Annotated in this window: 14 protein-coding genes; 10 read left to right on the forward strand and 4 right to left on the reverse strand. The window is 45.7% G+C overall.

Features of this window, described 5'->3' with window-relative positions; all coding sequences use genetic code 11:
- The first annotated feature begins 134 nt into the window (after window positions 1–134).
- Window positions 135–1241: an ATP-binding protein gene (locus tag ABXS78_RS08395; RefSeq protein WP_366249672.1), complete on the forward strand. Its 1107-nt coding sequence runs from the start codon at window positions 135–137 to the stop codon at window positions 1239–1241.
- A 40-nt stretch (window positions 1242–1281) separates the two neighbouring features.
- Here ABXS78_RS08395 and ABXS78_RS08400 read toward each other — a convergent pair whose 3' ends face one another.
- Window positions 1282–1407, reverse strand: coding sequence for a small acid-soluble spore protein P (locus tag ABXS78_RS08400; RefSeq protein ID WP_095217759.1), 126 nt, complete (start codon window positions 1405–1407; stop codon window positions 1282–1284).
- Between the two features lie 245 nt (window positions 1408–1652).
- Between ABXS78_RS08400 and acnA the strand changes: the two genes are divergently transcribed.
- From acnA to ABXS78_RS08425, 5 genes are all read left to right on the forward strand, one after another.
- The gene (acnA, locus tag ABXS78_RS08405) at window positions 1653–4361 is read left to right on the forward strand and encodes an aconitate hydratase AcnA (protein WP_366249673.1); all 2709 of its coding nucleotides are present in this window, start codon (window positions 1653–1655) and stop codon (window positions 4359–4361) included.
- Window positions 4362–4453: 92 nt separating this feature from the next.
- The gene (locus ABXS78_RS08410; protein WP_366249674.1) at window positions 4454–4897 is read left to right on the forward strand and encodes a TlpA disulfide reductase family protein; all 444 of its coding nucleotides are present in this window, start codon (window positions 4454–4456) and stop codon (window positions 4895–4897) included.
- Between the two features lie 65 nt (window positions 4898–4962).
- Window positions 4963–7215 carry an AAA family ATPase gene (locus ABXS78_RS08415; protein WP_366249675.1) on the forward strand — a complete coding sequence of 751 codons (2253 nt, stop codon included), beginning with the start codon at window positions 4963–4965 and terminating at the stop codon, window positions 7213–7215.
- Window positions 7212–7631 (forward strand): thioesterase family protein, encoded by a 420-nt coding sequence (locus tag ABXS78_RS08420; protein WP_095223225.1) that lies wholly within the window; start codon window positions 7212–7214, stop codon window positions 7629–7631. Before ABXS78_RS08415 ends, ABXS78_RS08420 begins: the two co-directional genes overlap by 4 nt.
- A 2-nt stretch (window positions 7632–7633) precedes the next feature.
- A complete protein-coding gene (locus ABXS78_RS08425; RefSeq protein WP_366249676.1) occupies window positions 7634–7951 on the forward strand; it encodes a hypothetical protein in 318 nt (105 codons plus the stop codon).
- Window positions 7952–7962: 11 nt separating this feature from the next.
- Here the strand turns inward: ABXS78_RS08425 and yidD are convergent, their stop codons facing one another.
- The 3 genes from yidD to plsY all read right to left on the reverse strand — a co-directional run bounded on the left by yidD (window position 7963) and on the right by plsY (window position 9862).
- Window positions 7963–8208 carry a membrane protein insertion efficiency factor YidD gene (yidD, locus tag ABXS78_RS08430; protein WP_038560509.1) on the reverse strand — a complete coding sequence of 82 codons (246 nt, stop codon included), beginning with the start codon at window positions 8206–8208 and terminating at the stop codon, window positions 7963–7965.
- A gap of 4 nt (window positions 8209–8212) precedes the next feature.
- Entirely contained in the window at window positions 8213–9145 is a 933-nt protein-coding gene (gene folE2, locus ABXS78_RS08435; RefSeq protein WP_366249677.1) for a GTP cyclohydrolase FolE2, read from the reverse strand.
- A gap of 114 nt (window positions 9146–9259) precedes the next feature.
- Entirely contained in the window at window positions 9260–9862 is a 603-nt protein-coding gene (gene plsY, locus ABXS78_RS08440; protein WP_095223228.1) for a glycerol-3-phosphate 1-O-acyltransferase PlsY, read from the reverse strand.
- A 153-nt stretch (window positions 9863–10015) separates the two neighbouring features.
- Between plsY and ABXS78_RS08445 the strand changes: the two genes are divergently transcribed.
- From ABXS78_RS08445 to ABXS78_RS08460, 4 genes are all read left to right on the forward strand, one after another.
- Window positions 10016–11083: an ABC transporter ATP-binding protein gene (locus tag ABXS78_RS08445; RefSeq protein WP_366249678.1), complete on the forward strand. Its 1068-nt coding sequence runs from the start codon at window positions 10016–10018 to the stop codon at window positions 11081–11083.
- Window positions 11080–12600 carry an ABC transporter permease/substrate-binding protein gene (locus ABXS78_RS08450; protein WP_366249679.1) on the forward strand — a complete coding sequence of 507 codons (1521 nt, stop codon included), beginning with the start codon at window positions 11080–11082 and terminating at the stop codon, window positions 12598–12600. Before ABXS78_RS08445 ends, ABXS78_RS08450 begins: the two co-directional genes overlap by 4 nt.
- A gap of 17 nt (window positions 12601–12617) precedes the next feature.
- Complete coding sequence (locus ABXS78_RS08455) at window positions 12618–13046, forward strand: CoA-binding protein (RefSeq protein WP_366249680.1); 429 nt, start codon at window positions 12618–12620, stop codon at window positions 13044–13046.
- Between the two features lie 87 nt (window positions 13047–13133).
- Entirely contained in the window at window positions 13134–14558 is a 1425-nt protein-coding gene (locus tag ABXS78_RS08460) for a protein adenylyltransferase SelO (RefSeq protein ID WP_366249681.1), read from the forward strand.
- Window positions 14559–14940 lie beyond the last annotated feature (382 nt).

The raw sequence follows: 14940 nt of genomic DNA on the forward strand, positions 1-14940 counted from the left end.
TTGTCTATACAAGTTTTAGGAAAATCGTGGTATGGACGTTTTGTTTTTTCTATAATTGTAGTAACATACTTAACAAAAGGACTTATACATACATAGATGCACGAATAAGGTCACATAAAAGGGGGCGAAGGAGCTTGAACGAAGACGACTATAAGACAGAGAAAAAGAAAGAAGCGGCTTCATTTAATCCGACAGGCTTTGTTCCACATTCTTTGGCTGAACTTCCCGCACCGATGCTGCAATGGATCGATCAAAACGGATTTGATATAGTTTTCGTCTGTGACTACGAAGGAATGATTCACTATACTTCTTCTTCGATTACAAGGCTGCTTGGCTATTTGCCGGAAGAAGTGGTCGGTACATCTTCTTTAGCATATTTGGATTCATGTGACGTGCCTGTCCTGCGGAATAGGTTCGAGACGACAACAGAATGGCCGCAGCGGTTTCATCTGACTGTACTGGATAACCGCGGCAAGCATATTTGGATGGAAGCGAGTATCTCTTTGACAGAAAATCAGGGTGTACCTTATTATATTGGCGTGGCTAAGGATGTGTCCGATAAGAAAGAAATAGAAGAGATGATGTTCCGCTCTGAGAAGATGAGTGTAGCTGGACAGCTTGCGGCTGGAATTGCACACGAGATTCGTAATCCGCTGACTAGTCTCAAAGGATTCCTCCAGCTTATTCAGGCCGGAATCAGCCGCAAAGAAGAATATTACAAGATCATGGTTGATGAAATAGAGAAAATCGAAACAATCACATCAGAGCTTCTATTCATTTCAAAGCCGGTAGCAGAAAACAAAGAATCGGAAACGATTCATGAAATGCTGCAGGATGTCATCACATTGCTTTATTCCCAAGCTCGTCTGCAAAATGTCCAGATAAGTTTTGAAAAAGGGGAAAACAGCAGACTGCTATGTGACCGATCTCAAATCAAGCAGCTCTTTATCAATCTTATAAAGAATGCGCTTGAAGAAATGCCGCACGGCGGCAAGATTGATATTCGTCAGCGTCAAGTGGACAGAGACTGTATAGTGGACGTAGTGGATGAGGGACCTGGTATTCCGGATGAGGTGCTTGCCAAGCTCAAGGAGCCTTTCTTTACGACAAAGAAAGAAGGGACGGGACTTGGTTTGATGATTTGTACGCAAATACTGGACAAGCATAACGGTGCACTTGATATCCTTCGTAATGAAACGAAGGGGAGTACCTTCAGGGTGTCCCTGCCAATTAGCTTATAATATTTATACATGGCCTCTTTTATAAGAGGCCATGTTTCTTTTACATGTCGTGATGACTATTATGTTTCTGCCTGCTATGATTTTTGTTTTTTACCTTCTTTGACCCGCTTAGAGGCTCATTCACCTTTTCTGGGTGTTTGCGTTGTTTCCCTTTCTGATCTCCCATTTTTTCACCTCCATAGTAGCTATTATTCCTTGTACAGAACCCCTTATGCGAGCGTTATCAAAATCTATAGGTGCAGCGCAAAATGCGCTAGTTTTCCCTATTTTACGCGTGTTTTTTGCTCTTAATTAATTTACTTATGAATCGTTTTCATTTAGAATAAAAAGTGCAAATCGATGTTAGCTCGTGCTGTTCTATCATAAGATTGTGATAGAGCAGGCTAATTCACAAGGGGGTTTGTTCATACGATGGTGGGAAATAATTCATACAACGCAAAGAAACAGTTTGAATTAAACGGAAAGACGTACAATTACTATCAATTGAAAGCGCTTGAAGAGAAAGGGCTCGGAACAGTCTCCCGGTTGCCATTCTCTATCCGTGTACTGCTTGAATCGCTGATCCGTCAGCATGATGGCTTTGCAATCAAGGACGAGCATGTAGAAGGTTTAGCAAACTGGGGGAATGGGAACATCACCGATGTACCATTCAAGCCTTCCCGTGTTATCCTGCAGGACTTTACCGGTGTACCGGCAGTCGTGGATCTCGCTTCTCTTAGGAAAGCGATGGTCGATCTTGGAGGAGATGCAGATCGGATCAATCCGGAAATCCCGGTGGATCTTGTTATTGACCACTCTGTACAGGTTGACAAGTATGGCACGCAGGATGCGCTGAAAGTGAACATGGAATTGGAATTTGAGCGAAACAAAGAACGTTATGAATTTTTAAATTGGGCGCAGAAAGCATTCGATAACTACCGTGCTGTTCCGCCAGCAACCGGTATCGTCCACCAGGTAAACCTGGAATACTTAGCGAATGTTGTCCATGCTAACGAGGATGCAGACGGTTCGTATACTGCTTATCCTGATACATTGGTTGGTACCGATTCCCATACGACGATGATCAATGGACTGGGTGTCCTTGGCTGGGGCGTCGGCGGTATCGAAGCTGAAGCAAGCATGCTTGGACAACCATCTTACTTCCCGGCTCCAGATGTAATCGGAGTGAAATTCGTTGGTACGATGCCAGCTGGGTCCACTGCAACCGACTTGGCGCTTAAGGTGACACAAGTACTTCGTCAGAAGAGCGTAGTCGGAAAATTCGTGGAATTCTTCGGTCCGGGACTTGCGGATATGCCGCTTGCTGACCGTGCAACAATCTCGAACATGGCGCCGGAATACGGAGCAACATGCGGTTTCTTCCCAATTGACGAAGAAACACTGAACTACATGCATCTGACAGGCAGAAGCCAGGAACAAATCGACTTGGTTGAGAAGTATGCGAAGGAAAACAACTTCTGGTACACTCCGGATACGCGCGATCCCGAGTATACGGAATTGGTGGAAATAGACCTTTCTGCATTGGAGCCGAACCTATCTGGTCCGAAGCGTCCGCAGGATTTGATTCCGCTTTCCGGCATGCAGAAATCATTCGTTGATTCAATCACTGCACCATCTGGCAACCAAGGATTCGGACTTGATAAGAGTGAATTCGATAAGTCAGTTGATGTACACCATCCGGATGGCAAGACATCCACAATGAAAACAGGTGCTGTCGCAATTGCTGCGATCACTTCCTGTACAAATACTTCGAACCCGTACGTAATGCTTGGAGCAGGGATTCTCGCAAAGAATGCGGTTGAAAAAGGACTGACTGTGCCAGCGTATGTGAAAACATCCCTTGCACCAGGTTCGAAAGTAGTAACACGTTACTTGGATGATGCAGGTCTGACACCTTATCTTGATCAATTAGGCTTTACGCTAGTAGGGTATGGCTGTACGACATGTATCGGTAACTCTGGACCGTTATCTCCTGAAATAGAAGAAGCAATTTCTTCAAGCGATTTGACGGTTGCATCCGTACTTTCTGGTAACCGTAACTTCGAAGGCCGTATCCACCCGCTTGTACGAGCAAACTATCTGGCTTCACCGCCGCTAGTTGTGGCTTATGCACTTGCAGGTACAGTGGATATCGACTTGGATAACGACCCAATCGGAACGGATAAAGACGGAAACGCAGTTTATTTCAAAGATCTATGGCCTTCTCATAAAGAAATCCGGGATGCAGTTGCTGAAGTTGTTACACCGGAAATCTTCCGTAAGGAGTATGAGGATGTTTTTAATTCCAATGCGAAATGGAATGAAATCGCTACAACAGAAGAACCGCTTTACAAATGGGATGCAGATTCAACTTACATCCAAAACCCTACTTTCTTCGAGAACATCTCTGGAGGAAGCGGCACAGTGCAGCCTTTACAAGGTTTGCGCGTAATCGGGAAGTTTGGCGACTCTGTAACAACGGATCACATTTCTCCAGCTGGTGCGATTGCGAAGGATATGCCAGCAGGTAAATACTTGCAAGATAAAGGTGTCACACCTCGCGAGTTCAACTCCTACGGTTCCCGTCGCGGTAACCACGAGGTAATGATGCGCGGTACATTTGCAAATATTCGTATCCGCAACCAGCTGGCACCAGGTACAGAGGGCGGTTACACAACTTACTGGCCGACAGATGAAGTAATGCCAATCTATGATGCAGCAATGAAATATCAAGCTGATCAAACTGGACTGGCTATCTTTGCTGGGGAAGACTACGGTATGGGAAGCTCTCGTGACTGGGCAGCAAAAGGTACAAACTTGCTTGGTATCAAAACTGTCATCGCACAGAGCTTCGAACGGATCCACCGTTCCAACCTTGTCATGATGGGTGTGCTGCCATTGCAGTTCCAGCCTGGCGAGAGTGCAGATTCACTTGGCTTGACTGGCCGTGAAAGCATCGACGTTTCAATTGATGAAAATGTTTCTCCGCGTGATATTGTCAAAGTAAAAGCAACTGCTGAAGACGGCAAAGTAACCGAATTCGAAGCAGTAGCCCGTTTCGACAGTGAAGTGGAAATTGATTATTACCGTCACGGCGGTATCTTGAACATGGTATTACGCAACAAACTGCAGCATGCATAAGAACTTTGGAGAAGCAGCCGATCCGGCTGCTTCTTTTTTTTGGTTAGTTTGGTCCTCTTTAGCCCAAAATAAACGGCGAAGGGGGAATATTTATGAAGCGAGGATTACTCCTCTTATGCCTTATGCTGTTCATCTTTCCGTCGCTAGTAAAAGCGGAGACAGTGGAATTGGATTCGGTAGAAGCCCTGATCGAAGATTCGGATGGGAAGCCTGTAGTGATCATGTATTGGGCAACCTGGTGCGACACATGTTTGTCTGATTTATCGGAACTGGAGGATTTTCACGCTTCAGCGGGTAAAAAAGTGAGTGTATACAGCATTAATGCTACAAAGAGTGAGCGAAGCGTCAAACAAGTGAAAGCCTTTGTGGAAAAAAGTGCGCTCCAAGTACCAGTTTATCTGGATAAGGACGGTATTGTGGCCCATCAATTTCGGCAAATAGCAGTACCTTTCACTATCATTGTAGACAAAAAAGGTAAGCAGCGGGTCATCCCTGGACCCGTATCAAAGGAACAGCTGAAGGAATGGGTTAAATAAAATCCCTCCAGTTCACCTGTCTGGCTGTAGTATGCTAAAATGATGATAGAAAAGGGGGCATACTTGTGACACAGACAGAGAAAACCCTGACCGAACAAGTAATTGCATGGAGTTCAATGGACATCTCACCGCCTCTATCCGAGATAGAGGCGTTACGTATGGCATCAGAACTTGATGCTGGGGAAGAGGCCTTAAAACAGGGCTTATATCGGATTATAGCTTTTTACCGGATCATGCGCGTGCATAAACAGGATCCAATCAGCAGACAGCTGCTCGCTGCTTCTGAACGGACTCACCCAATCGTTATGGAAATCGACCAATTCGCACAAGTGAATCAATACTACCAAGCGCTGATGAACACGGATTTGCCAGTATGGTCGGTTAGGGAAACGGATTTCGATCCTGCAAAAATGAAGAAATCTCAATCCTTACACAGCCAGCTGACAGATGCAATGCAGGCATATCCTCGAAGAATAGATGGTGCCAGCAAAATAGCATCGGCATACAACCGTTCTTATGAGGAGTTGGAGGATTTACTTGTCCTGCTGGAACAGACAATCGAAACGATTGAAAATAGGAAAACGGGTTCGCCTGTTACAGCGATGAACGCAACAGTTCTGCAACTATTAAAATCACTTACAGCTGTAAAGGATGCGCTGCCTGCTGTTTTGAGCCAGGCAAGCGAGAGCCGACCGCTTGAAGTGCTTGATCAACTGATCGGACTGCAGGATGTGAAGACGTATATTCACGACTATTACCATTATCTCCGTTATCAACAGGAAAGAAAGCAATTCGGATTCCAGATGGTAGATGAGCCAGGTCTCAATATGGTCATCACAGGCAATCCCGGAACAGGTAAAACGACCATAGCTCGTCTGCTGGCGAAGCTGTATCATCAGCTTGGTCTGTTAGAGTCTGATCATGTTGTCGAAGTGAACCGCTCGCATTTGGTTGGTTCGTATCTTGGCCAGAGTGAGGAAAACACGACAAATTATGTGCGTCAGGCTATCGGCGGCGTGCTATTCATAGATGAAGCGTACAGCTTGAAACGGGAAGGGCAGAGCGGAAATGATTATGGACAAGCAGTAATTGACACGCTTGTCTCTAGTATGACTAGCAGTGAATATGGCGGCAAATTCGCAGTTATTCTTGCTGGTTATCCAGAAGAGACACGTCAATTTCTGTTTGCCAATCCTGGCCTTCGCAGCAGGATACCGGATCAGAATTATATCGAGCTTCCGGACTTCGAGACCGAGGAACTGCTGCAGATTGCAGAGAATACAGCACTTGCGAACGATTTCTTCTTTACGGAAGAAGCACTGCGTCTTGTGAAGGATAATATCGAACAAGCACGTGTGGATGATACATTCGGAAATGCCCGGACCGTTCGGGATATTGTGCTGCGGATCATTTTCCAAAAAGGAGCAGATCGTAAACTCACGACGGATTCCTGGATTGATCACATGACGCTCTCAGCACAAGATGTGAAAGATCCAAAACAGAACGAGGATGAGTCAGAGCCATTACAGCAGCTTGAACAGCTGATCGGGCTGCAGTCGATAAAGGAAGAAGTGAAAAAATTATCTTCCTTTGTACAAGTTCAGCAGGCGCGGAAGAATAAAGGAGCTCCTGCAGTTCCGATTCAGCTGCATGCTGTTTTTACCGGTAACCCCGGAACGGGAAAGACGACGATTGCGAAAATCTATGCTGATATCCTAAAAGAGCGCGGATTGTTGAAGCGGGGACATTTGGTTGTTGCTTCACGAAGTGATTTAGTAGCAGGTTATGTTGGCCAGACTGCTGCAAAGACGAAAGCAGTCATCCGTGATGCGCTTGGCGGTGTGCTATTCATCGATGAAGCGTATAGCTTGTTCCGTGGATCACAAGATTTCGGTAAAGAAGCAATCGACACGCTTGTAGATGAGATGACCAAACATAATGAAAACTTGGTTGTCGTCCTTGCAGGGTATCAGCAGGAAATGAAGCAGTTTATCGACAGCAATCCCGGCCTTGCTTCGCGTTTTAAGAAGTATTTCATTTTCCCTGATTACAATAGCGAAGAGCTTGTTGCAATCTTTAAGCATGCAATGGGAAATTATGCGTATACCCTGTCAGAAGAAGCGGAAGCCTTCCTGAAGGATCGTCTCGCTGCTGTAACAGTAGCGGGGAATGCCAGATTCGTTACGAATCTCTTGGACGAAGCAATCCAGTTCCAGTCACTTCGACTTGTGGAAGCCCAAGAGCAGACGGAAATGGATGTGCTGGAGAAGAAAGATATAGAAAATGCTTGGGAAATGGTTAGGAGAAGTGCTTTATGAAGAAATCAACATCAGAAATAAATGTAAGATACGGCGAAACCGACCAAATGGGTGTTGTGTATCACGTGAATTATCTTGTTTGGTTTGAGATAGGCCGGACCGACTTTATTGAAACATTGGGATTACGCTATGCGGCGATGGAGGATGACGGCTTTCTTTCCCCAGTTGTGGATGCGAAATTGAATTTCCATTATCCTGTACGGTACGGAGAAAAGCCGATTGTGGAAACATGGCTACAATCTTATGATGGTATTCGGACGATGTATCGCTATGAAATCAAAAATGAAGACGGTAAGCTTTGTGTTTCCGGAACGTCGACTCATACAGTAGTGAAAAAGGAAACCTTCCGCCCGGTGTCCATTCGTCGCTCTCTGCCGGAATGGCATGCTGCTTATTCGAAAGCTTTGGAAGCATAACGATGGCATTTGGGATCAGGCGTAATGAATTGAAAGTATGGAAGGAACGTGTCCGCCAAGGGGAGATTGCTTTTTTGACCCACTATTGGCTGGACGCGCGATTTCCTGAAGCAAAGACAGTGACAAAGGCAGGCTGTGCCGACCGGCAGAAGCTGATAGATTGGGGAGCGCAGTATGGCTTGCAGGAAGCTTGGATTGACGAGCATGAAGACCTGCTTCATTTCGATCTGATCGGGGATTATCAGCTTCGTATACTTCAAGCCGAACAGCAATGGGAGCAGCTGGAGAGATTTCAGCTCTTACCAATTAAAAAGCAGTAATCCAAAAAGGATTACTGCTTTTTTTCATGATGGTGCTCACATGTGGTACCGGGTACAGGGTCAAATCCGCCCCGATGAAAAGGCTGGCATTTAGCGATTCGCTTAATAGTTAGCCAGCCGCCTTTCCACGCGCCATACCGCTTGATTGCCTCCAGTCCGTATTGCGAGCAGGTCGGATAAAAACGGCAGGATGGCGGTGTTACAGGGCTGATGAATCGGCGGTAGAAACGGATCAAGGCTAAAAATACCTTGTCCATATACTTACTCCTCTTCGTCGCGTTTGTCGTAGCTCAATGTAGCTACAGCGTCATGCAAATGGATGGATTCTTCGTTGCTGCAGGATACAGTGAATTTCTCCACGTAATCAAGCTCATACAAATCAGCTGCAACCAGACGGACCATATCCTCGACAAAGCGCGGGTTTTCATAAGCTGTCTCCGTAACCATCTTCTCATCCGGACGCTTCAGGACTGGGTGAATACGGGCACTAGCATTGCTTTCGGCAGCTTCGAGCAAGTCTTCCTTCCAGTCGCGAACATCTTCATCGAACGTATCTGTGAGCTGTACTTCCATTGAAACAATACCACGCTGGTTATGTGCGCTGTATTCGCTGATTTCTTTCGAGCAAGGGCATAGTGTTGTTACTGTGCCGGAAAGTTTAGCTGTCGTGCGGAAGCCAGTTTGTTTGTCGTAAGCAACTTCCAGCGTTGCATCCGCGTGATTTAATCCTGTCATGCCGGAAGCAGGGCCGCTTCGCTCAAAGAACCACGGAAATGTTACTTTCACACGTGCATCTTCTTGTTTCAAGCGGTCTGCAAGCTCTGCAACGAATAGCTGCAGGCTTTTCACAGAAACAGTGAATCCATTTTTATGATACAAATCCAGCTGTTCAGTGAACCGGCTCATATTTGTACCTTTGCTATCCTGCTGGATGCTGGAAGTGAATTCGAACGTTCCGATCGTAGTCTGCATAGCCGGACGTGTATTGCTGATCACTTGGATCGGATGTTTAACTTTCGCAATGCCAACTGCATCTATATGGAAAAGAAAGTTCTTTTTCGTATTTTGTAAGTCAGCCATATCGGCTTTATTTTCTGGTTTCGTCTTTTTGCCTGGAGCTACGGAGCCAAACAATTTATGACGTTCTGCCTTGGATGGCAGCTGTTTTTTAGTTGGTGTGTGTAGGTGCTGCATAATTGTACTCCTTTCAAAGTCGCATGGACTAGCTTAAAGTATACCCGATGGTAAGCCCGTAATTCAATTGTCTGAACCGAGTAAATCCCGGGGAAATGAAAAAAACAATCCCGCTTACCTGGAATTGTTTTTCACGAGGAAGGACGCTTTCGGTTCTTCACGTCTGATAATCCGGACGATATTCTGTCTATGCTTATAGAGGATGAATATTGCCAGTAATCCGAGAACGATAGTCAGCACGATATCCTGTGCGATAAAGAGCGAGACGATAACGCCTACAACGCCAGCTGTCATGGAAGCAAGAGATACATATTTGCTGATGAGCAGCACGATGACAAAACTTGCAATAATGATGGCAAACAGCAAGGCATTGACACCTAAGATGATTCCAGCTGAAGTCGCGACAGCCTTACCGCCTTTGAACCGGGCGAATATAGGATAAACGTGCCCGATGACTGCTCCAAGACCGATGATCAGCAGATATAAGTCGAATCCGAAAAGAACAGGCAGGATGGTTGCAATTGTTCCTTTTAAGATATCCGCAATCAAAACGATTATTCCAGCTTTCTTACCGAGTATCCGGAATGTGTTCGTTGCACCAAGATTACCGCTTCCGTGCTCTCTAACATCTATATTGTAGCCTACTTTGCCGACAATCAAGGCAGAAGGTATCGAACCGATTACATAGGCGAGCAGGATGAATAACACGTATTCCATATACATTCTCCTTTAACAACAAACGTTCCTATAGCTTGCTTATCCATTTTAGCACGAAGTATCATGGAAGGGCATAACTTTTTACATAGTATAGGATTAATTCCCTAGTTGCAAGGGTAATGAAACACTTAGTACATAATACGAGGTGAAGGCATGATTGAATTCAAAGGTGTACATAAGACGTATCCAGACGGAACGGAGGCTATCAAAAACTTCAATCTGGAAATAAAGGAGGGGGAACTTCTTACACTCATCGGTCCAAGCGGCTGCGGCAAGACGACGACGATGAAAATGATTAACCGGCTTGTCGAACCAACCTCAGGAGAGATATACATAAATGGAAAACAATTAAAAGAATACAACATACACGAACTACGATGGAATATCGGCTATGTATTGCAGCAAATAGCGCTTTTTCCGCATATGACGGTAGAGGAGAACATTGCTGTGGTTCCGGAGATGAAAAAGTGGAAGAAGAAAGATATTCAGAACCGCGCAAAAGAATTGATGCAGATGGTTGGCATGGAGCCTTCCATTTATCTGAAAAAGAAGCCGTCCGAATTATCCGGCGGCCAACAGCAGCGCGTCGGTGTGATTCGTGCTCTCGCAGCTGATCCGCAGATTTTGCTGATGGATGAGCCTTTCAGTGCATTGGATCCGATAAGCAGAGAAGGGCTGCAAAAAGATATCAGGAAATTACAGCAGCAGATTAAGAAGACGATAGTTTTCGTGACGCATGATATCGATGAGGCTACGGCGTTAGGTGATCGGATCTGTCTTATGAATACCGGGGAAATCATCCAGGTGGATACGCCGCAGAAATTGATACTTGAGCCGCGTAATTCCTTCGTTCGCAGCTTTATAGGAGATAAGAAATCACCATGGCAGACTGCGGTGGATATAGTAGCCTCCCAAACTGCCTCGAGAATTCTGACTCAAACAGCATACGAAGAAGGCGATTATGATCATGGTCAAGCCTATATTCTATCAAGTGACGATGGACAAGTACTGTGTGCGGTGGAGCATGGCACACAGCAAAACGTCATGGAAATCCCGAATGACTTGAATGTATTGGAGGCAGTAAAAGTATTTGAAAATACTGGTACTAGCATCCTGCCTATCACTAAAAACAACGAACTGATCGGTACACTTACGCAGCAGGAGCTATTGACGTTCCTAGCGAGTAAGACGGAAGTCAAGAATGGGGTGGTCACGCAATGAACGCATTCTTGCACGTATTCGAGCAGCGAAGTCATTCCTTATGGGCAGCTTTAGGAGAACATCTGCAAATATCGATCATCGCTTTGCTTATCAGTATTGCAATAGCAGTACCGCTTGGTCTTCTGCTGAGTCGCTCCAAAAAACTGGCCGAACCGATTATAGCAGTAGCAGCAGTACTGCAGACGATTCCTAGTCTCGCTATATTGGCATTCTTGATTCCACTGATAGGTATCGGGACGAAACCCGCCGTTGTAGCACTTATCATTTATGCCCTTCTTCCTATACTCCGTAATACATATACCGGTATAGCAGAAGTCGATCCTGCTTTGAAAGAAGCAGCTACTGGTATGGGAATGAACAGTTTCCGTCGTCTTCGCAAGGTAGAGCTGCCGCTTGCGATGCCAATCATCATGGCCGGTATAAGGACAGCAATGGTCATGATTGTCGGGACTACTACTATCGCTGCTTTAATCGGTGCTGGCGGACTCGGGGAACTGATCTTGTTAGGAATTGACCGTGGCGGCGATGTAAACCTAATCCTACTTGGTGCAATACCGGCAGCTTTGCTTGCTATACTGCTGGACTTGGTTATTCGTATTTTCGAGCGCACGAGTCGGAAATTTGGCTTCAAATCACTGGCAGTCTTGCTTCTTGTAGCTATAATCGGAGTCATTACACCGTTTATGGTTGCAAAAGATAATCAGCCAGATCTAGTGATTGGCGGGAAACTCAATGCAGAGCCTACCATTTTGATCAATATGTATAAGCTGCTTATCGAGGATCAGTCTGATCTACAGGTGGAATTGGAGCCGAATCTAGGTAAAACAGATTTCCTGTTTGAAGCATTGAAAAGCGGCAGTATTGATATTTATCCGGAATTCAGCGGTACTGCACTAGTAACATTAGCAGGTGAACAAGCAGAAAGTAACGACGGTCAAGAAGTGTACGAGCAGGCGAAGGAAGCTATGCTTGAGAAGTTCGACATGGCATACTTGGAACCTATGGCGTACAATAATACGTATACACTTGCAGTAAAACGATCTTACGCAGAGGAGAACGACCTGCAGACGATTGCAGACCTTCGAAAAATGGATGGTGAGATGACGGCCGGTTTCACATTGGAATTCAGCGACCGGGAAGATGGCTATTTAGGCATTCAGGACCTTTATGGTGTCGAGTTTGGTAAGCTGAGTACATTGGATCCCGGTATACGTCAACAGGCGATTGAAGTGGATGATGTAGATATTATCGACGCTTATTCGACAGACAGTTATATAAGAGATTTGGACCTTGTCACCCTGGACGACCCTGAAAATCTGTTCCCGCCATATCAAGGAGCGCCGCTGATGCGTCAGGAGACGCTGGATGAATACCCGGAGCTTGCTGACATATTGGGACAGCTTGCGGGTAAGATAACAGATGAGCAAATGACAGAGATGAATTATCAAGTCGATTTCGAAGGGAAGCAGCCAGAGGATGTTGCAAGAAAATTCCTTGAGCAGGAAGGTCTACTCTAAAGAAAGGGGCATGAATAATGACGTTTCAGAATCCAGAGAATGAACAGATTCGTGACATATTAGTAAATGCAAAAACGATTGCGGTAGTGGGGCTGTCTGATTCCCCGGCCCGCACCTCCTATGGCGTGTCTCGGGCGATGCAGCAGGCTGGATATAAAATTATCCCAGTCAATCCGCATGTAACCGAAGTTCTTGGCGAGAAAGCCTATCCAAGCTTAGCTGATGTACCTGGTGAGATTGATATTATCAATGTCTTTCGCCGTTCGGAATTTCTGCCTGGTTTGGCTAGGGAAGCAAGCAAGACCAATGCTCGTATCTTCTGGACTCAACAAGGTGTTTATGATGAAGGAGCGGCCTCTTATTTAGAACAAGAAGGCTTTACGGTCTTGATGGATCTATGTATCAAAGTCGCCCATAGTGTGCTTGTCGGGCCTACCCGCAATTGACTTTACCCCATCTGCTCCCAGCAGATGGGGTTCTTGTATCATTAGCGTATACTAGAACGAATGCAGATTTAAAAAGGAGGAATCAACGTGGGTTTAGATGGTAAATTGGATAGTTCGTATGCGGCACTGCCTGAAGCTTTCTACACACGGATGGAACCGAATCCGGTCAGTGATCCGCAGATGGTGAAATGGAACGAGAAGCTAGCAGCACATCTTGGAATCGAACAGGAAGGTGTTCTAGAAGCCTTGGCAGGTAATGCTTTTCCGCAGGGAGCAATTCCGATTGCGCAAGCATATGCTGGTCACCAATTCGGCAATTTTACTATGCTTGGTGATGGACGGGCTTTCCTTCTAGGTGAATGGCAGGACCAGAAGGGCAAGAAAGTGGATATCCAGCTGAAGGGTGCAGGACGCACGCCTTATTCCAGAGGCGGTGACGGTCGTGCAGCACTCGGACCGATGCTTCGGGAGTATGTGATCAGTGAAGCGATGCATGGGCTTGGTATCCCGACAACACGAAGCTTGGCTGTCGTTGCTACAGGTGAACCTATATACCGGGAAACCGAGTTGCCTGGTGCAATACTCACCAGGATCGCAGCAAGCCATATTCGTGTGGGGACGTTCGAATATGCGAGAAGATTTTGTTCAGAGCTTGAGCTGAAGGCTTTGGCTGATTACAGCATACAGCGTCATTATCCAGAGCTTGCAGATCAGCCTGATAAGTATGTGCGATTTTTCCAAGCGGTAGTGGAGCGCCAGGCTGCACTGCTTGCTAAATGGGTAAGTGTCGGTTTCATCCACGGTGTGATGAATACAGACAATATGACGATCAGCGGGGAAACGATTGATTATGGGCCGTGTGCCTTCCTCGATACGTATGAACCAATGACTGTATATAGCTCCATTGACCTTCAAGGGCGTTATGCATACGCCAATCAGCCGCCAATTGCTGCGTGGAATTTAGCTCGTTTTGCAGAAGCACTGCTTCCTCTTTTTGATGAAGTTCCAGAGAAAGCTGTGAAGAAAGCCGAAGATATTTTGCGTGAGTATCCGCGTATGTACAGAAAGTCCTGGCTTGACATTATGTATCAGAAGATTGGTATAGAGGATGTGAAAGATGGCGATGAAGCTTTAGTGGAGGATTTGCTAAAAGTAATGGAGCAAGCGGAAGTGGATTACACGAATACATTTCGCGCATTAACAACCGGGGACACAGCTTCATTGGAACAAGCAGAAGGCTTCCAATCGTGGAATGAACGCTGGGAGGCTCGCCTGGCTTCGGAAGGAATCGAAGCTGCCCGTGAGAAAATGCGACAGTCTAATCCGAGTGTGATTCCACGCAATCACTTGGTGGAGGAAGCATTGGAAGCTGCAGGAAGCGGCGATTATACGCTGTTCAATCGTCTTTGTGATATCGTCTCCGATCCTTACAGCGATGCACCAATCGATCCAAAATATATGGAAGATCCTCCAGAACCTGAAGAGCCATTTCAGACTTTTTGCGGAACATGATATTCTGCCTGCCTCCTGGCAGGTATACATATATAGGAAGTTAAGATAAAGCAGCGTACAGATAATGATATTTCTCTTAGCTTACCGCCATTATTTATCAAAATCATACCGAAAATAAAACGAAGAGCTATTTTTCGTAAGTTTTGCAAGAAATCATGCAAAATGGCTGAAAATGAAGCGAAAATCGCCTCTAGCAGACGAGGAATTACGTGAAATCCCAAAAAGTGGATTGATTGACTGGCATTATTCTGCTACTTTTAATTAGGCATACACTGGACTCTGCTAGGCATGGGAGCTAGTTTACACAAACATATGTTTGCGTTATGATAAACATAACGTACTGTCTTTTTCCAGCGATAATACTGGAAAAATGACTTGGAAA

Origin of the sequence: Terribacillus aidingensis (genome assembly GCF_040703035.1) — a bacterium.
Lineage (GTDB): Bacteria > Bacillota > Bacilli > Bacillales > Amphibacillaceae > Terribacillus.